Raw genomic sequence first — 22,334 nt, forward strand, 5'->3', positions numbered from 1 at the left:
GGTCATGCTCCCCATCCGGCCTGAGCACCGCCTGCGCGGTCGGCCACGATCTGCTGCTGGTAGCCGCTGCGGTGGTACGCGGCAACGGGGTCCGGGTCGAGCCCGGCGTCTTCCCGGAGTTCGGCCAGCAACGGCCGTACGTCGGTGTTGTAGGCGTCCATCAGCACGGCGTTCGCCGCGAGGACATCACCTTCCCGCTGGGCGGTCCGCAGCGCGTCCCGGTCGACCAGCAGCGCCTTGGCGGTGGCCTCCTGGATGTTCATCACCGACCGGATGATCGCGGGGATCTTCGCCTCGATGTTGTGGCACTGGTCGAGCATGAAGGCGATGCCGGGGCCGAGCGCGTCGCCGCGGACGATCTCGTACATGATCCGGAACAGCTGGAACGGGTCCGCGGCACCGGCCATGAGGTCGTCGTCGGCGTAGAAGCGGGAGTTGAAGTCGAACGCGCCGAGCTTCCCGGCCCTCAGCAGGAACGCCACGATGAACTCGATGTTCGTGCCGGGCGCGTGGTGCCCGGTGTCGATGCACACCGTCGCCTTGTCCCCCAGCTCGAGGCAGTGGGCGTAGGAGGTTCCCCAGTCCGGCACGTCCGTGGCGTAGAAGGCCGGTTCGAACAGCTTGTACTCCAACAGGATGCGCTGGTCGGGACCGAGCCGGTCGTACGCGACCCGCAGCGCCGCCGCCAGCCGGTCCTGACGGTCGCGCAGGTCGTCCTGGCCGGGGTAGTTGATGCCGTCGGAGAACCACAGCTTCAGGTCACGCGAGCCAGTCTCGTCCATGATGGACACCGCGTCGACGAGGTGGTCCGTCGCCTTGCGGCGAATCCTCGGATCCGGGTTGGTCACCGACCCCAGCTTGTAGTCCTCGTCCTGGAACACGTTGGTGTTGATCGCACCGATCTCGACGCCCAGATCCCGCGCGTACTTGGACAGCGCGGCGTAGTCGTCCACGCGGTCCCAGGGAATGTGCAACGCGACGGTCGGAGCGACGCCGGTGAACCGGTGCACCGTCGCCGCATCGGCGATCTTCTCCTCCGGCGTGCGCGGTACGCCCGGTTGCCCGAACACCTTGAACCGGGTGCCCGAGTTCGCGTACGCCCACGACGGCGTCTCGATGCGCTGCTCCCGCAGGGCCTGCTTCACAGCCGTCAGGTCAGGCACGTCGGTCGACCTCCGCAAGTGTTTGAAACGTTTTAACATGAACGATGCTTGCACGTGCTAGCTCGGCGAGATTAGCATCGCCCTCCACGATCCGCTAGCACGTGCTAATGCTCTGGACCTCGACCTTTGGACAATGGAGTCTCCATGATCGACAGCCAAGCTGCCGCCGGCACGCCACCGCCGAAACCACTCCCGGTCGAGTCCTCTGCGGGCGCGGAGCTGCCCAGGGTCTCCTCCCGTTACATATGGCTTATGGTGTTCGCCCAGTTCGGTGTCTTCATGGCGTTCATCACGCCGCTCGCGATCTCTCTGTCGGTCCGCGTCGCCGCACTCGCACCCGGACACGAGGAGTACCTCGGTTACATCACCGGCGCAGGCGCCGGCGCGGTCGTCATCGCGGGTCCGCTGCTCGGGGTCCTCAGCGACCGCACCCGCAGCCGGCTGGGCCGCCGCCGCCCGTTCATGATCGTCGGCACGCTCGTCGGGATCGTGTCGCTGGTGGTCATGGCGACCGCTCCCAGCGTGCTCGTGCTCGGCGCCGGGTGGATCCTGGCCCAGCTGAGCTGGGGGCAGGCCCTCGGCGCCCTGATGAACTCCCAGGCCGACCGCCTGCCGGAGTCGCAGCGCGGCAAGGTCGCCGGTCTCGTGGGGTTCAGCACTCTCGTCGCGCCGGTGGTCGGCGTCACCCTCGCCAGCGGCTTCGCAGGCGATCCGCTGCTGCTCTTCCTGGTTCCCGGCGCGATCGGCAGCGTGCTGGTGGCGCTCTTCGTGTTCCTTGTGCACGAGCCGGACAGCCGCGGGATGACCTTCGACGACGCGCTGACGATCCGCACGCTCGGCCGCAAGTACGTGTTCGATCCGCGCAGGTACCCGGACTACTCCTGGGCCTGGCTCAGCCGCTTCCTGTTCTACTTCGGACTGACGCTCAACACGACGTTCGTCGCGTTCTTCCTCGCTTCCCGACTGGAAGTCGACGTGCAGGAGGTGGCCGGCACCATGGCCGCCCTGTCCGGGCTCGGCGTGCTCGCCACCTCCGCCGGAGCACTGAGCGGCGGCTTCCTGTCCGACAAGGTGCGCAAGCGCCGCGTGTTCGTCCTCGCCGGCGGCATCATCTTCGCGGTCGGCGCAGTGGTGATGGCCTCCGCCTCGGTCCTGCCCGTGCTGTTCGTGGGATCACTCACCACCTCGGTCGGGCTCGGCATGTTCTCCGCGGTCGACCAGGCGCTGGTGCTGGACGTCCTGCCGGAACGCGAGAGCGAGGCAGGGCGGTTCATGGGCATCATCGGCTTCGCGACCAGCATCCCGCAGTCCGTCGCTCCCCTTGTCGCCCCGGCGTTCCTGGCCATCGGCGCGACCGCCACCGAGAAGAACTACACCCTGCTGTTCCTCGTCGCCGCAGCGTGCACCGTCCTGGGTGGACTTGTGGTGCTACGCGTCAAGTCCGTCCGCTGAGGAGATCACCGTGTCACACACCTGGCAGGCCAGGTTCATCACCACGTCCAGGTCCTGGACCGAGCCCGGCGAGCCTGCGGCGTACTTCCGGCGCGCGTTCACCGTCGACGAGGCTCCCCGCCGTGCGACGGTGCACGTCACAGCAATCGGGCTGGTCGAGGCTCATCTCAACGGCGCCCGTGTGGGCGACGACGTGCTGACGCCCGGCTGGACGGCCTACCGCCACCGGCTGGCGGTCAGCAGCTACGACGTCACCGGCCAGATCGCGTCCGGCGCCAACGTCATCGGAGCGATCATCGGTGAGGGGTGGGCGATCGGCCGGATCGGCTACGAGGGCAGGCGCAACCACTACGCCGATCGCCCGGGGCTGTTCCTGCAGCTCGAACTGGAATACGACGACCATGTCGAGATCATCGGCACGGACGAGTCGTTCACCACCGGAACCGGAGCCGTGCTCGCCAACAGCCTGTACGACGGTGAAGAGCACGACGCGCGCCTCGAACCCGTCGGCTGGGATCTCCCCGGCTTCGACGACAGCACGTGGACACCGGCGGAACCCTTCGACTGGGATCTCGCTGCCCTCGTCACCACCGGTGCGCCGCCGATTCGCCGGACCCAGGAACTCGCCCCGGTCTCGATCCAGCAGAACCGCGGCGGAAACCCAGTCGTCGACTTCGGGCAGAACATCTCGGGCCGGGTCAGGCTGAGAATGCGCGGGCAGGCCGGGCAGACCGTGACGCTGCGGCACGCCGAGGTCCTGACCGACGGCGAACTGAACACCGAGACGTTGCGCACCGCCGCGGCGACCGACCGGTACACCTTGTGCGGCGACGGCGAGGAGACGTGGGAGCCGAGGTTCACCTTCCACGGCTTCCGTTACGTCGAAGTCGACGGCTATCCGGGCACGCTGACAGCAGATGACGTCACGGCGGTCGTCGTCCACAGCGACATGACCCGCACCGGCTGGTTCGAGTCCTCCAACGAGCTGCTCAACCAGCTGCACGCCAACGTCGTGTGGTCCATGCGGGACAACTTCGTCGGCGTTCCCACCGACTGCCCGCAACGCGACGAGCGCCTGGGCTGGACCGGGGACATCAACGCCTTCGCCCCCACCGCGGCCTTCCTCTACGACGTGCGCGGAGTGCTCGGTTCCTGGTTGGCCGACCTCGCCGCCGAGCAACGGAAGAAGGGCTACGTCCCCTGGGTGGTTCCCGACGTGCTGTCGACGCCGTCCTCCCCCACCGCGCTGTGGAGCGACGTCTCGGTCAGCCTGCCGTGGACCCTGTACACCGAGTACGGCGACGTCGAGATCCTGCGGCGCAGTTACGAGTCCATGTCCGCGTTCATCCGGGACGTCGAGACCCGGCTGAACGAGAACGGCCTGTGGGACAAGGGCTTCCAGTTCGGAGACTGGCTCGATCCGGACGCACCGATGGACAACCCTGCCGGCGGGAAGACCGACCGCCATCTCGTGGCGTCAGCCTTCCTGTGCCGCACCACTGCCGAGATCGCGAAGACCTCACGGTTGCTGGGCGAAACCGGCGACGCGGAGCACTTCGCGGCACTGGCGGACCGGGTGCGGACCGCCTTCCGCCACGAGTACGTCACCCCGTCCGGCCGACTGGCCAACGAGTCCGTCACAGCGCTCGCCCTCGCGATCTGCTTCGACATCCTCGACGAGCGGCAGGAGGTGAGGGCAGGCGAACAGCTGGCGACGCTGGTGGCCAAGGCCGGGTACCGGATCTCGACCGGTTTCGCCGGCACCCCGTTCGTCACCGAGGCGCTCAGCAGGACCGGCCACCTGGACGCCGCCTACCTCCTGCTCCTGGAGACCGGGTGCCCGTCGTTCCTCTACCCGGTCACCATGGGAGCGACGACGATCTGGGAACGCTGGGACTCGATCCGGCCGGACGGCACGATCAACCCGTCCGGGATGACGTCGCTCAACCACTACGCGCTCGGCGCGGTCGCCGACTGGCTGCACAAGGTGGTCGGCGGTCTGTCCCCCGCCGAACCCGGTTACCGCAAGATGCGCATCGCCCCACGGCCAGGCGGTGATCTCACCCATGCGACCGTCACCCACGACACGGTGCACGGACCCGCGTCCGTCGCCTGGCGCATCAGCGAGAACCAGCTGCACCTCGACGTGATGGTTCCGGAAGGCACCTCCGCGACCGTCGTGCTCCCACTCCACCCTGACGGCCTCGTCGCCGAGGTCGAGGCCGGTGAGCACAGCTGGCAGTACGACATCACAGGTGAGGGCGCAGCCGTCGTTGAGTACACGATGGACACACCGCTGCGGACCCTCGCCCAGGACCTCAAGGTCTGGCGCGCCGTCACCGAGGCGTTCGGCAAGCACTTCCCCGGCGTTCCCCTCGACGCCTCCGCTCCGGAGGCGGCAAGCATCTCGCTCAACATCGTTCTCGAACACGTGCCCGGCGCCTCGCCGGAACTCGCAGACGATCTCATGGCCGCTGTCGGCCAGGAAGGACACCGGTAATGCCACAGCACGATCCCTCCGACCTCACGCTGGAGCTGAAGGCGTCGCTGCTGTCGGGTAGCAACTTCTGGAGCACCAAAGCGATCGACGCCGCCGACGTGCCGTCGATGGTCCTGGTCGACGGACCGCACGGACTGCGTTACCAGGACGCCGAAACCGATCACCTGGGTGTGCACAGCAGCCAGCCCGCGACCTGCTTCCCCACCGCGGCTGCGGTCGGCAGCAGCTGGGATCCCGAGGTGGCCGCGGAGATCGGTGCCGCTGTCGGCCGCGAGGCACGCGCGGTCGGGGTGACCGTCAGCCTCGGTCCGGGCGTGAACATCAAGCGATCACCGCTGTGCGGCCGCAACTTCGAGTACTACTCAGAAGACCCGCTGCTCAGCGGCCTCCTCGGGGCTGCGCACGTGCGCGGCCTGCAGAAGGAGGGCGTGGGTGCGTCGGTCAAGCACTTCGCCGCCAACAACCAGGAAACCGACCGGATGCGGGTCAGCGCGGACGTCGACGAACGCACGCTGCGCGAAATCTACTTCCCGGCGTTCGAGACGATCGTGACCGAAGCACATCCGGCCACGGTCATGTGCTCCTACAACAAGGTGAACGGCGTCCTCGCATCGCAGAACCGCTGGCTGCTGACCGACGTCCTGCGCGACGAGTGGGGATTCGACGGTGCGGTCGTCTCCGACTGGGGTGCGGTGGCCGACCGGGTCGCGGCGCTCGCCGCCGGACTGGACCTGGAGATGCCGGGCACCGGCGGCACGACCGATGCCGAGATCGTGGCCGCGGTACGGCGCGGCGAACTGGACGAAGCGGTCGTCGACCGGAGCGTGCGACGCGTCGTCGAGCTGGCCAAGAGGGCCGCTCCCCCGACCGGCAGCGTCGACGTCGAGGCGCACCACGCGCTGGCGAAACGGCTCGCCGCCGACTGCGCCGTACTGCTCAAGAACCAGCAGGAGACCCTGCCCATCACGCCCGGTTCCACGGTCGCCGTCATCGGTGAGTTCGCCACAGAGGCTCGCTTCCAGGGCGGCGGCAGCTCCCACGTCAACCCGACTCGGGTCGACACCCCGCTTGACGCGATCCGGGCGCTGGGGACACCGGTCAGCTACGCCCGCAACCTCGACGACAACGCGGCGGAGATCGCCCGCGAGGCTGAGGTGACCGTCGTCTTCGCCGGATTGGAGGAAGCCGACGAGTCCGAGGGGTACGACCGCGAGAGCATCGATCTGCCGGCTGCGCAGGTGGAGTTGATCCGTCGCGTCGCGGCAGTGAGCCGCCGGACCGTGGTCGTGCTGTCGCACGGCGGGGTGGTCTCGCTCGAGGGCTGGCACGACGACGTCGACGCGATCCTCGACTGCTGGTTGCTCGGCCAAGCCGGTGGTGCCGCGATCGCGGATCTGCTGTACGGCACCGCTTCCCCCTCGGGCCGGCTCGCCGAGACCATCCCGGTCCGTCTCCAGGACAACCCGAGCTACTTCAACTTCCCCGGCGAACAGGGCCACGTCCGCTACGGCGAAGGCGTTCTGGTGGGCTACCGCTACTACGAGACCGCCGAGGTAGAGGTCCGGTACCCGTTCGGCCACGGCCTGACCTACACCACCTTCGAGACCAGCGGCCTCTCCGTCACGCCGACCGGCGACGACAGCGCACTCGTGTCGGTGACCGTCACCAACACCGGCCCCGTCGCCGGCAAGCACGTCGTGCAGGTCTACGCCGCCACCAGCGCGGGGCCCGTCCGCCGCCCCGCCCGTGAGCTCCGCGCGTTCACCAAGATCGCGCTCGCGCCCGGAGAGTCGCGCACCGTCGAACTGGAGCTGGGCCGCCGCGCCTTCGCGTACTACGACATCGAGCTCAGCCGGTGGGTGGTCGCTCCCGGTGACTACACCGTCCAGATCGGAGAGAACGCCGCGGTCGTCGTAGCCGAGGAACAGATCACCCTCGTCGGAGACGTGATCAGGCGCGAGCTGAGCCTCGACTCACCGGTCCAGGACTGGTTCAGCCACCCGGCCGTCGGCCCGGTCATCACCCGCACACTCGAAGCGGGGATGACCGCCGAGCACGCGAACCTGGCCGCGGAGAGCCCTGACGCCATGCGCATGGTCGCCTCCCTACCGATGAAGCAGTTCACCCACTTCCTGTCCCAAAGCGGGCTTCACCTGTCACCGGAGGCGCTCGCCGACATGATCGAACTCAGCAGGAGCTGACCTCAGAGGGGAACCACTGGTGTTCCGATCCACCGACCAGTGCGTCCTCGTCACGGGAGGTGCCTCCGGTGACGAGGACGTGCTGGTCGACGGCGCTCTCGTAGTCGCCCTCGACGTGAACGAAGCCGGGCTCGCGGAAACCGCCGAGCGTGCCGGCACCGACCGCCTCACCACGGCGTGCTGCACATCTCTCACGAGGAAGCGGTCAACGGTGTCGTCCCGAGACCGGCAACGGCGTGGTCGTCAACTTCAGCTCGACGTCCGCGTCCTTCGCACACCCGTACATAGCGGTCTACTCCGCGAGCAAGGGCGGCATCCGGTCGTTCACGCGCTGCTCGCCCAGGAGTACTCGAAGCAGGGGCTGCGGGCGGTGTGCGTCGCTCCCGGCAGCATCCGGCCTCCGGAAACCGTCGCCGGAGTCGGCGCCATGCTCGCCTCCGAAGACGGCGCGTTCGTCACCGGGACCGAGGTCCGTGTCGACGGCTGAACCGACCAGCAGCAAGGAAAGCCGTGCCCAGCAACACTTTCGACCAGCTCGTCGGCTTGTTCAGCAAGTCCGACGAACCAGTCGACCTCGCGACCGAGCGCGCCAACGCCGCTGCGGTCGGCGCCCTCTACCAAGCTGTCCCAGGCGTGGCCGACGAGCCCATGGCGGAACTGCGCGCCGGTTCCTACCTGATGACCCCGGAGGAGCCGCGAGAGGATCTGGTGATCGTGCTCGTACACGGCGGTGGGTTCCGATCGGGCAACGCGGCCGTGGTGCGCCCGCTCGCCGCCAGCCTCGCCGCGGACACACGCGCTCGCGTGATCCTGCCCGAGTACCGGCTGGCTCCCGAGAACCCGTGTCCGGCCGCGCTCACCGACTGTCTCGAGGCCTTCGACCACGCCGCGACACTGGCGCCGAACGTGGTGGTGATCGGCGAGTCCGCCGGTGCCAACCTCGCCGCGGCCGTGTTGCTGCAGCGCCGTGAGCAAGCCCTGGCGGGCGTGCTCCTCTGCGGCGTGTTCGACCTGCGGGAGGAGCGGTTCCACAGTGGCAGCTGGGTCGAGCACGCAGCCACGGAGTACCTCCTCAAGGCACACCTCGGACCACAGATGCGCATCGACTACCTGGGCACCCGTCCCGCTGACGACCCACTGGTCTCACCCGTGCTCGCCGATCTGCGTGGACTGCCTCCACTGCTCATTCAGGTGTCAAGCGCCGAACGCCTGCTCGACGACTCGTTGCACCTGACTACCGCGGCAGCGCGTGCGGGCGTGCACGTCGAACTCGACGTCTGGCCTCACATGTTCCACTGCTGGCAAATCGTCGCGGGGTTCCTCCCCGAAGGAACCGAGGCGGCGAACCGCGTCGCGGCGTTCGTGAACCGTGTGGCCGAAGGCCGTGTCGTCGACGGCGCGGCCCTCTCCACCGGCCCGTCGATTCCGCGACCAATCCGGAAGGATCATCCATGACCGCACCAACGCGTCTGCGTGTCGAACATCTCGACAACCCACTGGGCATCGATGTCGCCCGCCCGCGGTTGTCCTGGTGGCTGCCCGCCGGTGCCGTGGCGCAGTCGGCTTACCGGATCCGGACGGACGACTGGGATTCCGGGCGTCTGGACAGTGACCAGCACGTGCTGGTCCGGTACACCGGCCCGGATCCCGGTCCCGCACGGCGAGTGACCTGGCGGGTCAAGGTGTGGACCGACCTCGGTGAGAGCGACTGGTCGCAACCCGCGCACTGGGAGACCGGGCTCGGCGCCGAGGACTGGACGGCCGCCTGGATCGAACCTCACGAGCAGGAGCTCGCCGAACCGGGACATCGACCCGCACACCTGCTCCGGCGCGATTTCCCGCTGGCACAACCTGTCGTAAGAGCACGGCTGTATGCGACGGCCCACGGCATCTACGAGGCGTTCCTCAACGGGACGCGAGTCGGAGACCTCGAACTGACACCCGGCTACACCGCGTACCGAGATGTGCTGCACGTCCAGACCTACGACGTCACCGACCTGCTCCGCGCGGGTGACAACACGCTGGGCGCCATCCTGTCCGACGGCTGGTTCCGCGGCCGCACCGGCGCGATGCGAATCGCGAACTCGTTCGGCGACCGCACCGCACTGTTGTGCCAGCTGCACGTTGAGCTCAAGGACGGGTCCACAACGGTACTGGGCACCGATTCCGCGTGGACGACCACACCGGCGTGGATCACGGCGGATCTCATGGACGGTCAGACCACAGACCTGCGGCGGGCGATGCCCGGTTGGTCCGCTCCCGGCTACTCGGACGCGTCCTGGTCCAAGGCGTCGGTCGTCAGCGGCGGGATCTACGACGACTTCGCCCGTCTCACCGCATCGCCGGCGCCACCGGTACGGCGCATCGAGGAACTGACGCCGGTGTCGGTCGCCCAGCTGCCGTCGGGACGGCAGGTCATCGACCTCGGGCAGAACATCAACGGCTGGCTGAGGCTCGACGTTCCCGCTGGAGAACAGCTCCTTCTCACCCACGGCGAAGCACTCGGCCCGGACGGTGAGGTGACCCTCGATCATCTGCGTGGCGTCGACTGGCAGACCCGTGCACCGCTCTCAGCCGGTCAGGTCGATCAGGTGATCTCGGGCAGCAAGTCGGTCGAGGTGTTCGAGCCGCGGCACACCACACACGGATTCCAGTACGTCAGCGTGGAAGGCTCATCGCGTCCGCTCACACCGGACGACGCGCGGGGTGTCGTCGTGCACACCGACCTCCGGCGTACCGGCCGATTCCGGTGCAGCGACGAACGAATCAACAAGCTTCACGAAGCTGCCGTGTGGAGCTTCCGCGACAACGCCTGCGACGTCCCGACCGACTGTCCTCAGCGCGAGCGCGCCGGCTGGACCGGCGACTGGATGCTGTACGTGCCCACCGCCGCGTTCCTCTACGACGTCGCGGGGTTCTCGGTGAAATGGCTGCGCGACCTCGCGGCCGACCAATGGGACAACGGCTGCCTGACCAACTTCGCGCCCGACCCCGGCGGACGGGCCGTCCAGCTCCTGCCACCAGAAGTCCTGGACCAGTTCGCCGGCTCCTCCGGATGGGGCGACGCGTCGGTGATCGTGCCGTGGGAGCTGTACCTCGCCTACGACGATCTCGACGTGATCGAGGAGTTCCGGCCGATGATGACCCGTTGGGTCGACTTCGCCGCCGAACGCGCCCGTACCCTGAGTCACCCGAGCCGGACAGCCTGGGCGCCACACCACGAGTTCATCTGGGACGGCGGCTTCCACTGGGGCGAATGGTGCGAGCCGCACGTCGACGAAGAGGCCTTTCGCACCGCGGACCACGGCGCGGTGGCAACCGCGTACCTCTACCGCTCGGTATCGCTGCTTTCCAGGATCAGCGTCCTCACCGGACACCACCACGAGGCCCGCCGGTACGCGCTGCTCGCGGCGAACACGCTCGACGCCTGGCGCACGGAGTTCATCGCCACCGACGGCTCGCTGATCCCGGACACCCAAGCGACCTACGTACGGGCGCTCGCTTTCGGCCTGGTTCCCGATGATCTGCGCGCAGCCACCGCGGACCGGCTCGTCGGGCTGATCCGCGCAGCGGACACCCACCTGGGCACCGGATTCCTCGCCACGCCGTACCTGCTGCCCGTGCTGGCGGACACGGGTCACCTCGACGTGGCCCATGAGCTGTTGTTCCAGGACACGGAACCGTCGTGGCTGACGATGATCGATCGCGGGGCGACGACGATCTGGGAGCACTGGGACGGACTCGACGAGCACGGCACCCCGCACGCCTCGCTCAACCACTACAGCAAGGGCGCGGTGATCTCGTTCCTGCACCGCTACACCGCGGGAATCCGGCTGCTCGACGACGCACCGGGATACCGCCACTTCGAGGTGCGTCCACAGCTCGGCGGTGGCCTCACGTGGGCAGAGGCCGAGTTCGACTCCGTACGCGGCCGCATCACCTCTCACTGGCGCGTCACGGACGGTGTGTTCCACCTGTCCGTCACGGTGCCGCCAGGAACAACGGCGACCGTGACCATGCCGGACGGGCGGAGTTTCACCGCAGGCCCCGGCACCCATCGCGACAGTTGCAACGCCTAGCAAGACCGGATTCGAACCTCGTGGTGCGCACGACCGGTTCGGAGAAATACCGAACCGACGGCGACCACCAGTGATCCGTCCCCTCTTCTCGTCCGCCGACTAGGCTGGTCGGACGCGAAGAGGAGGACGGGGTGAGCGAGGCCGCGGACCAGGTCGTGCCGGTCGACGTCGACGAGGTCCGGTTGGTGTCCGCGACGCTGGACCTGGTCAACCTGATCGCCTTCACCGCGCACGGCCGCGCGTTCTCCCGCCGTTTCCGCGACGCCACCGGCGTCGACCTGCCCGCCGCCGAACTGCGCACGCTCCTCGTCCTGGCCCAGGGGGACGCGCGCAGCGGTGGTGACCTGGCGGCCGCGCTGGCGATCGACCTGGGTCAGGCCAGCAGGCAGGTGTCGGCGCTGGAGCGGGCCGGGTTGGCCGAGCGCTCTCCCGACCCGGCCGATCGCCGGCGCAGCCTGGTCGCGCTGTCCGAGCGCGGCGCGGAGGTGGACCGCCGGTGGCGGGCGGCGTGGTTGCAGGACTACCTGCGCGCGGTGGCGCGGTGGCCGGAAGCCGACATCGCGGACCTGACCCGGTGGCTGCGGCTGGTGGACGCCGCGTTGCGTCGAGGGCTGGGAGCGCCAGGTGGTCGGCGGGCCGCGGGGCTGGGCGCCGTTGCGCCGCACCTGCGTTCCTACGCCGACAGCGTCGTGAGCGTGGTGGAGCTGGTGGGCACCTCGCACGGGTTCGACGACCTGCTGCGAGAACTGCGGGCGCCGATCCGGCAGTCCGCTTACTTCATGTTGCGCCTGATCGACATCCACGGCCCGCTGCCCATCACCGAGGTGGGACAGCGGGCCGGGGTGGACCAGTCGCAGGCCAGCAAGCAGGTGCAGGTGCTGGAGGAGCACGAACTGGTGGAACGGGCCGCGGACGGCTTCGACCGGCGCAGCACGCTGGTCAGGACGTCACGGCGCGGCAGGACCCTGGTGCGACGGGTCCGCGACTTCCAGCTGGCCGGGTTGCGCGGACTGCTGAGCGGCGCTCCCCACGGTGACCGGGACCGCTGGGCGGAGCCGGTCGCCGGTCTGGTGGACGAGCTGGGCCGGTGACGACTCGTCCAGTGCCCGTCCTTCGGCGTCGAGCTGGGGCAGAAGGCGGTCCAGCCACTCGGGCAACCACCACGCGGCGCGGCCGAGCAGGGTGAGCAGGGCGGGCACGACGATCATGCGCACGACGAACGCATCGGCGACGACACCGGCGGTCAGCGCCAGGCCGATGGAGCCGATCAGCGACGACGGGCTGAGCGCGAACCCGGCGAACACCGCGGTCATGATCGTCGCCGCGGACACGACCACGACGGCGGTGCGTCCGAAGCCGTCCAGCACCGCCTCGACCGGGTCGAGACCGCGTACGTGCGCCTCGTGCATCCGGGAGACCAGGAACACCTGGTAGTCCATCGCCAGGCCGAACAGGATGCCGACGATGAGCACGGGCAGCAGGCTCAGCATCGGGTTGCCCTGCGGGGCCGCGAAGACCGGGTCGAGCCAGCCCCACTGGAACACCGCGACGGTGACGCCCACGCCCGCGCCGAGTGAGAGCAGGAAGCCGGCCGTGGCGATCAGCGGTACGAGCAGGGAGCGGAAGACGACGATGAGCAGCAGCAGGGACAGGCCGACGATGACGACCAGGTAGGTGACCAGGGCGGTGGACAGCCGTTCGTCGGTGTCGATGCCGATCGCGGTCTGTCCGGTGACCAGCAGGGTCACGCCGGGCACGGCGTCGGCGCGGTCACGGATGTCGTGCACGAGCTGTTCGGTGCGCTCGTCGACCGGGCCGGTGGTGGGCACGACCTGGAGCAGGGCGGTGTCACCGGTGGGGTTGACGCCGGCCGGGACGACGGAGGCGACCCCGTGAAGAGTGGCGAGGCCGGAGGTCACCTCGTCCAGGCGAGCCCGCACGCCGTCTCCTTGTGCGAGCACGACCAGCGGTCCCTGGGAGCCGGCACCGAACGCCTCGGCGACCTGGTCGTAGGCCGCGCGCTGGGTGCTGGTGGGGTCCTCACCGCCGGGGGTGGTCAGCGAGGTCGTCAGCGAGAGCACCGGCACGGCCAGCACGAGCAGCCCCGCCACGGCGCCCACCAGCACCGTGACCGGACGGCGGACGACCAGCTTGATCCAGCGGTCCAGGAAACCGATCCGGTCGGCGCGGACCGGCGTGCCACCGGCGCGCTCACGACGCGGCAGGGCTTTGCGTCCCATCAGCTTCAGCGCGGCGGGCAGCAGCGTGAGCGACATCAGCACGGCGACCGCCACCCCGACCGTGGCGGCCAGGCCCATCTCGGTGATGAAGCCGATGCCGACCACCGCCAGCCCGGCCAGGGCGATGATCACGGTGCTGCCGGCGAACACGACCGCCGACCCGGCGGTGCCGGTGGCACGCCCGATCGCGTCCTCCACCGGGCGGCCCGCGCGCAGTTCGGCTCGGAAGCGGGCCAGGACGAAGAGGCAGTAGTCGATGCCCACGGCCAAGCCGAGCATGACGGCCAAGACGGGTGTCATGGTGCCGATGGGCGAGAACGCGGAGAAGGCCAGCACCCCGAGCACCCCCACCGCGACGCCGATCAGGGCACCGGCCATGTTGGCGCCGGCGGCGGCCAGTGAGCCGTAGGTCAGCAGCAGAACGGCGAAGGCCAGTACCGCGCCGATGATCTCGGTGGGCCCGAACACCTCGGGCACGGGGTCGCTGAGCGAGCCGCCCACCTCCGCACCCAGGCCGCGGTCCCGTGCCTGGTCCGCCAAGGCGACGACGGCGTCGTGCACCGCGTCCCTGTTGTCCTCGGTGAGCTCGCGCAGCGACAGGGTGGCGACCGCGGTGGTGCCGTCCGGGGAGACCGACGGGCGAGCCGGGTCGAACGGGTCGGAGACCACGGCGACGTGGGCGGTGGCGGCGGCGCGGGCGAGCACGTCGGCGACGACGGTCCGCTGCGCCGCGCCCAGAGGTGTGCCGTTCTCCGTGAACAGCACGAGTTGCAGACTGCCGGTGCCCGGTTCCGGCTGCGGGGACGGGAACTCGCGCTCGACGACCTCCAAAGCGGTGCTGGACTCGGTGTCGCCGATCTCGAACCCGCCGTCCGCGAAGCGCATGCCGCCGATCGCGGCGGCGGCCAGGCCTGCGGCGAGCACCAACCAGGCGGTGATGACCAGCAGTGGGTGTCGGGCGCTGCCGGCACCCAGCCGGTAGAGTAGTCGTGCCATGCGGTTTTCTCTCCTGCGACGTCCCGGTGGGAGGCGCGGCGCGGTGCGCCGCCCGACCAGTCCCAACCAGGCACCAGCCTTCCGGCGAGACGCCGGCACGTCGTCGTCCGAGCACGGCATCCCTGCTGCTGTCCTGGCGGTAGACCCGCGAGGCATACCGCGCCTGCGGTACGTCTCAGGGAGAGCCGAGCAGACCCGAAGAGTGCACGGTGACGACCAAGGCCGCCCGGTCCCGTGCGCCGAGCTTGGTCATGGCGCGGTTGACGTGGGTCTTGGCCGTGAGCGGTGAGATGACCAGGCGCAGGGCGATCTCGTCGTTGCTCAGTCCCCGTGCCACGAGCAGTACGACCTCGCGTTCGCGGTCGGTCAGCGGGGCCAGCGACGATCGAGGTGGCGCCGGTGGCGAGACCGCACGGGTGGCGTGTGCGGCGAGGGCGGTCATAGCCCGCGCGGACAGCAGCGTCTCGCCTCGAGCGACCACGCGCACGGCGTCGACCAGCGCTTCGGGGGTCGAGTCCTTGCCGAGGTAACCGCGGGCCCCGGCGGCGACGGCGGACAGCACGTGCTCGTCGGTCTCGAAGGTGGTCAGCACCAGTACGGCGACCCCGCTCGATGCGCCGGGATCCGCGGTCAGCCTGCGGGTGGCCTCGACTCCGTCCACGTGCGGCATGCGCAGATCCATGAGAACCACGTCGACCCCACCTTCGCGGACGCGTCGCACCGCGGTGTCACCGTCGCCGGCTTCACCGACGACGGTGACACCGCTCTCGGACTCCAGCACTCCGCGCAGGCCCGCCCGGATGAGGGCCTGGTCGTCCACGACCAGGACGCGCACTGCGCGGGTCATCGCTCGTCCCCGCTCCGGCCGGACGAACCGCGGCCGACGGGCAGGGTCGCGCGGACCCGGAACGCCGCGCCGTCCCGTCCCGCCTCCAATTGCCCGCCGATGGCGTCCACGCGTTCCCTCATCCCCACCAGGCCATAGCCACCGGTCCGCGACGGCGTGGCATCGGACACCGGGTTGACGGCCTCGACGACCACGGTGTCGGACAGGCGGCGCACGCTCAGTTCAACGCGGCCGGTGCCGTGACGGGCAGCGTTGGTCAGCGCCTCCTGCACCACGCGGTAGCCGGTCACCGACACCAGATCGGGTACCTGCCCGTCGTCGAGACGCGCTACGACCTCGACACCTCCCCTCCGGACCGCCTCGACCAGGTCCTCGACCCGCTCCAACCCGGGCACGGGGGTGGCGGTGTCCACGTCGTCGGCGCGCAGCAGACGCAGGATGCCGGCCATCTCCCGCAGCACCGCGCGAGCCGCGCTCTCGGTCTCCACCAGGGCGTCCTCCGAGCGGGCGAGGTCGGTGCGCAACGTGCGGCGCGCCAGTCCGGCGTGGACGGTGATGACCGCGACGTGATGACCCACCACGTCGTGCAGCTCCCGCGCGATGCGCAGCCGCTCCTCCACCACCCGCCGCCGCGCCACCTCTTCCCTCAACTGCTCTGCCCGCAGCGCCCGGTCCTCCACCGCCAGCACGTAGTCCCGGCGCGAGCGCACGGCGTGACCGACGCCCACCGCCCCCGCGGTCCAGGCGACCATCGCCGCCACATCGGCCTCGACCGCGGCGCCCGCACCGCCGAGCAGCGACGGGAGGCAGAACACCAGTGCGGTGACGACGGCTGCAACCACCCACCTCCGTCGCCTGGCGGTCGACACCAGGTGGAGCAGGGCGAGCTGGCTCAACGCACCCAGCGACACCCACGCCGGGTCGGCGTGGCCGACCAGCGCGGCACCGGCCGTCGTGGCCGCCCACACCGTCGGCGGGTGCCGGTGCCGCAGCAGCACCGCAGCGAAGCCGGCGACGACGAAGGCGGCCGAGGGCCACGGACCGCCGGCGGCGATGATGCGCACCAGGGCGAGCCCCGTGACCAGGACGGCGACCAGGGTGACCACGGTGTCGACCCGGCTGAAACGGCTCACGCCACCAGCCTCTTCAGGGGCACGCCGATGATCGCCGCGGCGTCGCGGGACACCTCCCTGCCCTGTGCGAGCGCCTTGCGCACGACCATGAAGTCGGCGGGAGCGTTGACGCACTCGGCGGCGGTGAGGCGGTCACCGCGGTAACGCAGTGCGGTGAACCGGCCGGGTCGCTCGCCAGGACGGAGGACCACCTCGTCGCCGGGATGCGCCAGACCGGCGATCTGGATCTTCAGGCTGCCCTGGTCCGACCAGAACCACGGCACACCGGTGTAGGGGCGCGGGTCGCCCACCAGGGTGGTCGCGGCGGCCTTGGCCTGTTCCACGGCGTTGTCCACGCTCTCCAGCCGCAGCCGCCGATCGGAGCCGGGAGTGGGATCGGGCAGGTCGGCGCAGTCGCCGACGGCGAGTGTGTGTCCGTCGGAGGCGCGGGAGAAGGCGTCGACGACCACGCCGCCGTCGCAGTGCAGTCCGGCGCCGCGCGCCAGGTCGTCGCGCGGCCGAGCACCGACGCCGACCAGCACGAGACCGGCGGGCAGGCGCGTGCCGTCCGCCAGCTCGACGGCGGTCACCGAGCCCCGCTCGCCGCGGAAGCGCAGCGGGCGCACCCCGGTCAGCACCCGCACCCCGGCGTCCTGGTGCGCGGCTCGCACCAACTCGGCCGTCACCGGGCTGACCACGCGGCCCATCAGTGAGGGGCCGGCCTCTACGACGGTCACCCGCACACCGGCCGCCGCCGCGGTGGCGGCGACCTCCAGTCCGATGAACCCGCCGCCGACCACCACGAGGTCGGCGACGTCGAGGCGGCGAGCCAGCACCTCGGCGTCGGCCAGGTCGCGCAACACCACGACCCCGTCGAGGTCGGCGCCCTCCAGGTCCAAGCGGCGTGGTTCCGCGCCAGTGGCCAGCACGAGGCGGTCGAACAGCCAGGACCGGCCGGAGGCGGCCACGGCCGTACCCGCACCCTCACCGGACAGCTCCAACCGTGTGACGCGCTCGTCGAGGACGAGGTCCACGTGCTGATCACGGTAGAAGGCGGTGCTGCGCAGCACCAGCGACTCGGGAGTCGTCTCGCCGCGCAGCACCGCCTTGGACAGCGGCGGCCGGGAGTAGGGGGCGTGGGGCTCCTGCCCGACCAGGGTGATCGAGCCGTCCCAGCCGAGCTCGCGGACGCTGCTCACCACCTGGGCACCGGCTTGGCCCGCGCCCACGACGAGCAGGTGGCCGGTGCTCACAGCTGGGTCTCCGGGATGGTGACGTGGACCTCCTGCCCGGGGGCCAGGACGAGCTGGCAGGACAGGCGGGAGTTGTCCTCGCGGTCGGTGGCCGCGACGTCGAGCATGTCGTCCTCGTCCTCGCCGACCGGCGGGAAGTCGTCGGCGTGGCGCTCGTCGAGGAAGACGTGGCAGGTGGCGCAGGACAACGACCCGCCGCACTGGCCGAGGATGCCGGGGACGCCGTTGCGGACCGCGGTCTGCATCACCGAGTCGCCCGCCTCGGCCTCCACGACCCGTTCGATGCCGTCGGACTGGGTGTAGAACACCTTGGGCACGATCGTGTTCTCCTTCGTCACCAGGTGACCGGCAGGCTGGTCATCGGCTGGGTGAGCACGTCACGGCTGAACACCGGTTCACCCGCCAGCCGGAGGCCGGGGACGCGCTTGAACAGCTCGGCCAAGCCGACCTGCAGCTCCATGCGGGCCAGCGGAGCGCCGAGGCAGTGGTGCAGGCCGTGGCTGAGCGTCAGGTGGGGGTTGTCGGGGCGGCCGATGTCGAACCGCGCGGGTTCGGTCACCACGGCGGGGTCGTGGCCCGCGGCGCTCGGGTCGATGCTGACGGCCTCGCCCTTGGCGATGAGCTGCCCGTCCACGACAACGTCCTCGGTGGCGACGAACGGCACCAGGCCACCGCCACCGCCGGCGGGGCGGCCGGTGGCGAACCCGCCGTGCCGCAACACCTCCTCGGCGGCGGTGGCCGCGAGGCCGTCCGGGTCGGCCGCGAAGCGGGCGCGCTCCTCGTCGTTGCTCAGCAGGGCGAGCACGCCGGTGGACAGGAAGGTGGCGGTGTTGTCGAAGCCTCCGACGATGAGGATGAACGCGATCGGCAGGATCTCGGCGTCGGTGAGCGTCTCGTCCCGGTCGCGGGCGTGGGCCAGGGCGCTGAGCAGGTCGTCGCGCGGCTCCTCGCGGCGCTCGGCGATGAGTCCGGTCATGTAGGCGGCCAGCTCGGCCATGTCGGCCGCGACCTCGGCCTCGGTCTTGCCCGCCACCGCCAGGGTGGACGAGCTCCACCGCTCGAACTTCTCCCGGTCCGACGACGGAACTCCGAGCAGGTTGCTGAGCATCTCGATCGGCAGCGCCAGCGAGTACTCGGGTACCAGGTCGCGCACACCGCCGCGGCCGATCATGCCGTCGATCAGCTCGTTGGCGAAGGCCACAGCGGAGTCGCGCATCTCGCGCACCCGCTTGGGCGAGATGGCCTTCTGCACCAGCTTGCGCAGCTTGGTGTGCTGCGGCGGATCCTCGAACTGGAGCGTGCCGCGCAGGAAGTCGGGGAACGGCACGAAGAACGGCACGACGCGCTCGCCCGTGCGGAACGGCTCGCGCACGAACCGGCGGTCGCTGAGGATCTCGCGGGCGGCGGCGTTGCGGTGCACCAGCCACACGTCACCGCCGTACGGCATGGTCATCTTCGTCATCGGCCGGTCGGCGATGATGCGGCCCAGGTGCTCGACCGCCTCGGCCGGGGGCACCGGTGCGAAGGGGTACTCGGTGCCGGGAGTGGTGGTCATCGACAGGTCTCCGGAATCGGGTCAGGCGGTGGGCAGCTGGGGGACGGCGACCAGCTCGGGCCGCGCATCAGGGGTGAGGGCCATGACCTCGTCGAACCTCTCGGCGACGGTCTCCACGGTCAGGGCGGGGTCGTGGATGCCGGTGGTGGTGACCACGACGGCGCGGTTGACCGTGCCGCCGGCGGCGTTGAACAGCTCGCCGGTCACCGTGCACGAGGGGTGCACGAGGTAGGCGGCCAACGGGGCGACGTGCTCGGGCAGCAGCTGGGTCCGCAGGTACTCCATGACCTCGGGCGGCAGCGACGCCGCCGAGCTCTCGGCCATGCGGGTGCCCGCTCCCGGCGCGACGGCGTTGACCAGGATGCCGTGCTCGGCGCCTTCGAGGGCGAGATTGCGGGTCAGGCCGAACACCGCGCCCTTGGAGCTGCCGTAGTGGGTCATCATCGGGTTGCCGAGCATGGCGGCGGAGACGGTGTTGACCACGCGACCGCTGCCGGAGGCGATCAGGTGCGGCCAGGCCGCCTTGCAGATGTTGAGCGAGCCGAAGAAGTGCACGTCGAGGTGCCGCTGGTACTCGCGCGTGTCGACCTCGTCGAAGCGGGCCGTGCGCACGATGCCGGCATTGTTGATCACCGCGTCGAGGCCGCCGAACTCGTCGACCGCGGTGGAGACGACCTCGGCTGCGCCGCTTTCGGTGGAGATGTCCGCGCGACAGGCGACAGCGCGGCCGCCGGCGGTGCCGATCTCGGCCACGACGGCGCCCGCCGGGTCGTCTCCGTCCACGCCACCGCCGTCGACCTTCGCGCCGAGATCGGCCACGACGACGGACGCGCCGCGGGAGGCCAGCAGCAGAGCGTGGGCGCGGCCGATGCCGCGCCCGGCTCCGGTCACGACCACGGTGCGGCCGGTGAAGGAAAGGGTGTCCACGGGTGTTCCCCTCTGCTCGGCGCGCTCGCTGCCGCACCTGGGCACGACGCCAACGCTACCGAATACATGAGTTTGGTCAGGTAATGTGACGCGGTCGGTCAGGGGCGGTTGGCGCCTCCGCCGACCGCGACGTCGGCAGCCCAGACCGAGCCCCGGCGCCGGCGCCGGGACTCCTCCCAGTCCAGGACGTCCAGGCCCGCGCAGATGTAGAGGGTCCGGCGATCCTCGCCGCCGAGCACGCAGGCGGGAGGCAACGCCACCTGCGGGTCGAAGCGCACGACATCGCTCACCGCCCCGCCTTCGAGAACGCGGGCCACGGCGGCCACCGAGGGCATGCCCGTCCACACGCCGCCCTGCTCGTCCAGGCAGATGCCGTCCGGCAGCGATGAGGTGGTGGCGAACACGCGACGATTGCTCAGTCGACCGTCGACGTCGCGGTCGAGCACGGTGATGCGGTTGGCGAACGCCTCCGCGGTCACCACGCGAGTGCCGTCGGAGCTGACGGCGATGCCGTTGGCGCCGCCGAAGCCGCCCAGTTCGGTCAGGGCACGGGCGGTGCCGTCCGGTTCGACGACGAGCAGCGCGGAGTCGCGCGGCTCCTCTCCTGCGAACAGCTCGAAGCCCAACTGGGTCACGTAGGCGCGACCGTCGGCGTCCACGACCATGTCGTTGATCGGCCCGGTGGCCAGCTCCCGCAGGTCGGCGTGCACGGTGACCTGCTCGCCGTCGAAGGCCAGGACCAGGCGCTCGTGCATCGAGGTGACGATCAGCCGGCCGTCGGGCAGCCAGCCGAAGCCGCCGGGGATCACCTCGGCGCCGTTGACCGACGTGCGGCCGGACAGGTCCAGCACCGTTTCGGCCTCGCCCGCGGCGTCGAGGCGAACGAGGCGGTGGGCGTACATGTCGCTGAACCACAGCGCCCCGTCGTGCCAGCGCGGACACTCCGCCCACGTGTAGCCGCGCGACAGCTCACGCGGTGCGGTCTCACGCGCATCGGCCAGGGGATCGACGTCGACGTCGGTCACGATTTCTCCAAAGATGAGTTTGGTCAAGTTTTGTGGTCAGAACGGCAGCGGGTGGGCGAACTTGGCCCGCAGCAGCGCGCCGGTCTCGGCGAGGGCAAGACGGCCGCGGGCGAGGTAGTCGGCCTGGAGCACGAAGCCGTGCGGGACACCGGGGTAGCGAGTGAGTGTGGTCTGCACGCGCGCGTCACGCAGGCGGTGCGCGTAGCGCTCGCCCCAGTCGCGGATCGGGTCGCACTCCGCCGTCACCACGATCGCCGGCGGCAGACCGGCCAGGTCGGCCGCGTAGGCCGGGACGCGGTAGGGGCTGTCGGGCACGCCCTGCCCCGCGTCGGCCAGCCCGTTGAGGTACAGCACGTCGTCGCGGCTCAGGATCGGGGCGTCGGCATAGCGGGTGATCGACGCGGCGGCCAGGTCGCGGTCCACGCCGGGGTAGATGAGCACCTGACAGGTGATGATGGGTCCGCCTCGATCGCGGGCCGCCAGCGCGACAGCGGCGGCGAGGGTGCCTCCCGCGCTGTCGCCGGCCACGGCCAGCCGCGCCAGGTCCACCCCCAACTCGTCGGAGTGCTCGGCCACCCACGTGGTGGCGGCCCAGGCGTCGTCGAACTGCGCGGGCGGCGGGGCCTCCGGTGCCAGCCGGTACTCGACCGCCACGACCACCGCACCGCTGTGGTGGGCCAGGTTGCGAGCCACCGGCTCGAACGAGTGGTTGGAGCCCATGCACATCCCGCCGCCGTGGAAGTAAACGATCACCGGTGTCCCCCTGTCGGCGGTGGGGCGGTGCACGCGCACCGCGATGCCGCCGTGCGGACCGGGAACCACGTGGTCCTCGGTGGCGGCCATGACGGGCAGGTTCGGCGGGTGGGGCGCGGCCTCCAGGGACGCGCGGACGGCATCGATACCCCGCTCGCGCATGGCCGGGGCATCGGCCACGGCCGCGGCGATGGCCGCGGCGTCGGGATCCAGCGGGAACGCGGTCACGGT

Annotated in this window: 16 protein-coding genes and 1 pseudogene; 7 read left to right on the forward strand and 10 right to left on the reverse strand. The window is 70.4% G+C overall.

From position 1 onward, the window contains the following. Positions 1-2: 2 nt before the first annotated feature. Positions 3-1,202, reverse strand: coding sequence for an L-rhamnose isomerase (gene rhaI, locus BLT23_RS25070; RefSeq protein WP_090052731.1), 1,200 nt, complete (start codon positions 1,200-1,202; stop codon positions 3-5). Positions 1,203-1,307: 105 nt separating this feature from the next. Here rhaI and BLT23_RS25075 point away from each other — a divergent pair, with 105 nt between their 5' ends. From BLT23_RS25075 to BLT23_RS41765, 7 genes are all read left to right on the forward strand, one after another. Next, entirely contained in the window at positions 1,308-2,615 is a 1,308-nt protein-coding gene (locus BLT23_RS25075) for an MFS transporter (protein ID WP_245744149.1), read from the forward strand. Positions 2,616-2,625: 10 nt separating this feature from the next. Then, positions 2,626-5,115, forward strand: a complete 2,490-nt coding sequence (locus BLT23_RS25080) for a glycoside hydrolase family 78 protein (RefSeq protein ID WP_090052735.1) — start codon at positions 2,626-2,628, stop codon at positions 5,113-5,115. Next, positions 5,115-7,316 (forward strand): glycoside hydrolase family 3 C-terminal domain-containing protein, encoded by a 2,202-nt coding sequence (locus tag BLT23_RS25085; RefSeq protein ID WP_090052737.1) that lies wholly within the window; start codon positions 5,115-5,117, stop codon positions 7,314-7,316. Before BLT23_RS25080 ends, BLT23_RS25085 begins: the two co-directional genes overlap by 1 nt. A 19-nt stretch (positions 7,317-7,335) precedes the next feature. Further along, complete coding sequence (locus BLT23_RS42195) at positions 7,336-7,803, forward strand: SDR family oxidoreductase (protein WP_342713693.1); 468 nt, start codon at positions 7,336-7,338, stop codon at positions 7,801-7,803. A gap of 23 nt (positions 7,804-7,826) precedes the next feature. Then, positions 7,827-8,771, forward strand: coding sequence for an alpha/beta hydrolase (locus BLT23_RS25095; protein ID WP_090052739.1), 945 nt, complete (start codon positions 7,827-7,829; stop codon positions 8,769-8,771). Then, positions 8,768-11,395 carry a family 78 glycoside hydrolase catalytic domain gene (locus BLT23_RS25100; RefSeq protein ID WP_090052742.1) on the forward strand — a complete coding sequence of 876 codons (2,628 nt, stop codon included), beginning with the start codon at positions 8,768-8,770 and terminating at the stop codon, positions 11,393-11,395. The genes BLT23_RS25095 and BLT23_RS25100 overlap by 4 nt, the downstream gene beginning before the upstream one ends. Before the next feature lie 131 nt (positions 11,396-11,526). Next, entirely contained in the window at positions 11,527-12,486 is a 960-nt protein-coding gene (locus tag BLT23_RS41765; protein WP_090052744.1) for a MarR family winged helix-turn-helix transcriptional regulator, read from the forward strand. A gap of 78 nt (positions 12,487-12,564) precedes the next feature. Here BLT23_RS41765 and BLT23_RS41350 read toward each other — a convergent pair. From BLT23_RS41350 to BLT23_RS25150, 9 genes and pseudogenes are all read right to left on the reverse strand, one after another. After that, positions 12,565-14,787: pseudogene (locus tag BLT23_RS41350) on the reverse strand (MMPL family transporter); the annotation flags it as partial. A 19-nt stretch (positions 14,788-14,806) separates the two neighbouring features. Continuing rightward, positions 14,807-15,478: a response regulator transcription factor gene (locus BLT23_RS25115; protein WP_090052748.1), complete on the reverse strand. Its 672-nt coding sequence runs from the start codon at positions 15,476-15,478 to the stop codon at positions 14,807-14,809. Further along, positions 15,475-16,611 carry a sensor histidine kinase gene (locus BLT23_RS25120; protein WP_090052750.1) on the reverse strand — a complete coding sequence of 379 codons (1,137 nt, stop codon included), beginning with the start codon at positions 16,609-16,611 and terminating at the stop codon, positions 15,475-15,477. The genes BLT23_RS25115 and BLT23_RS25120 overlap by 4 nt, the downstream gene beginning before the upstream one ends. Then, entirely contained in the window at positions 16,608-17,843 is a 1,236-nt protein-coding gene (locus BLT23_RS25125; RefSeq protein ID WP_090052752.1) for an NAD(P)/FAD-dependent oxidoreductase, read from the reverse strand. Before BLT23_RS25125 ends, BLT23_RS25120 begins: the two co-directional genes overlap by 4 nt. After that, on the reverse strand, positions 17,840-18,181 hold the full coding sequence (locus BLT23_RS25130; RefSeq protein ID WP_245744150.1) for a 2Fe-2S iron-sulfur cluster-binding protein: 342 nt from the start codon (positions 18,179-18,181) through the stop codon (positions 17,840-17,842). Before BLT23_RS25130 ends, BLT23_RS25125 begins: the two co-directional genes overlap by 4 nt. After that, positions 18,178-19,398: a cytochrome P450 gene (locus BLT23_RS25135; protein ID WP_090052754.1), complete on the reverse strand. Its 1,221-nt coding sequence runs from the start codon at positions 19,396-19,398 to the stop codon at positions 18,178-18,180. Before BLT23_RS25135 ends, BLT23_RS25130 begins: the two co-directional genes overlap by 4 nt. A 21-nt stretch (positions 19,399-19,419) precedes the next feature. Continuing rightward, complete coding sequence (locus BLT23_RS25140; RefSeq protein ID WP_090052757.1) at positions 19,420-20,325, reverse strand: SDR family NAD(P)-dependent oxidoreductase; 906 nt, start codon at positions 20,323-20,325, stop codon at positions 19,420-19,422. A gap of 98 nt (positions 20,326-20,423) precedes the next feature. Continuing rightward, positions 20,424-21,350, reverse strand: a complete 927-nt coding sequence (locus tag BLT23_RS25145) for an SMP-30/gluconolactonase/LRE family protein (protein WP_090052759.1) — start codon at positions 21,348-21,350, stop codon at positions 20,424-20,426. A 36-nt stretch (positions 21,351-21,386) separates the two neighbouring features. Next, positions 21,387-22,331 carry an alpha/beta hydrolase gene (locus BLT23_RS25150; RefSeq protein WP_090053004.1) on the reverse strand — a complete coding sequence of 315 codons (945 nt, stop codon included), beginning with the start codon at positions 22,329-22,331 and terminating at the stop codon, positions 21,387-21,389. Between the last annotated feature and the right edge of the window lie 3 nt (positions 22,332-22,334).

It is taken from the genome of Lentzea fradiae (genome assembly GCF_900100955.1).
GTDB lineage: Bacteria > Actinomycetota > Actinomycetes > Mycobacteriales > Pseudonocardiaceae > Lentzea > Lentzea fradiae.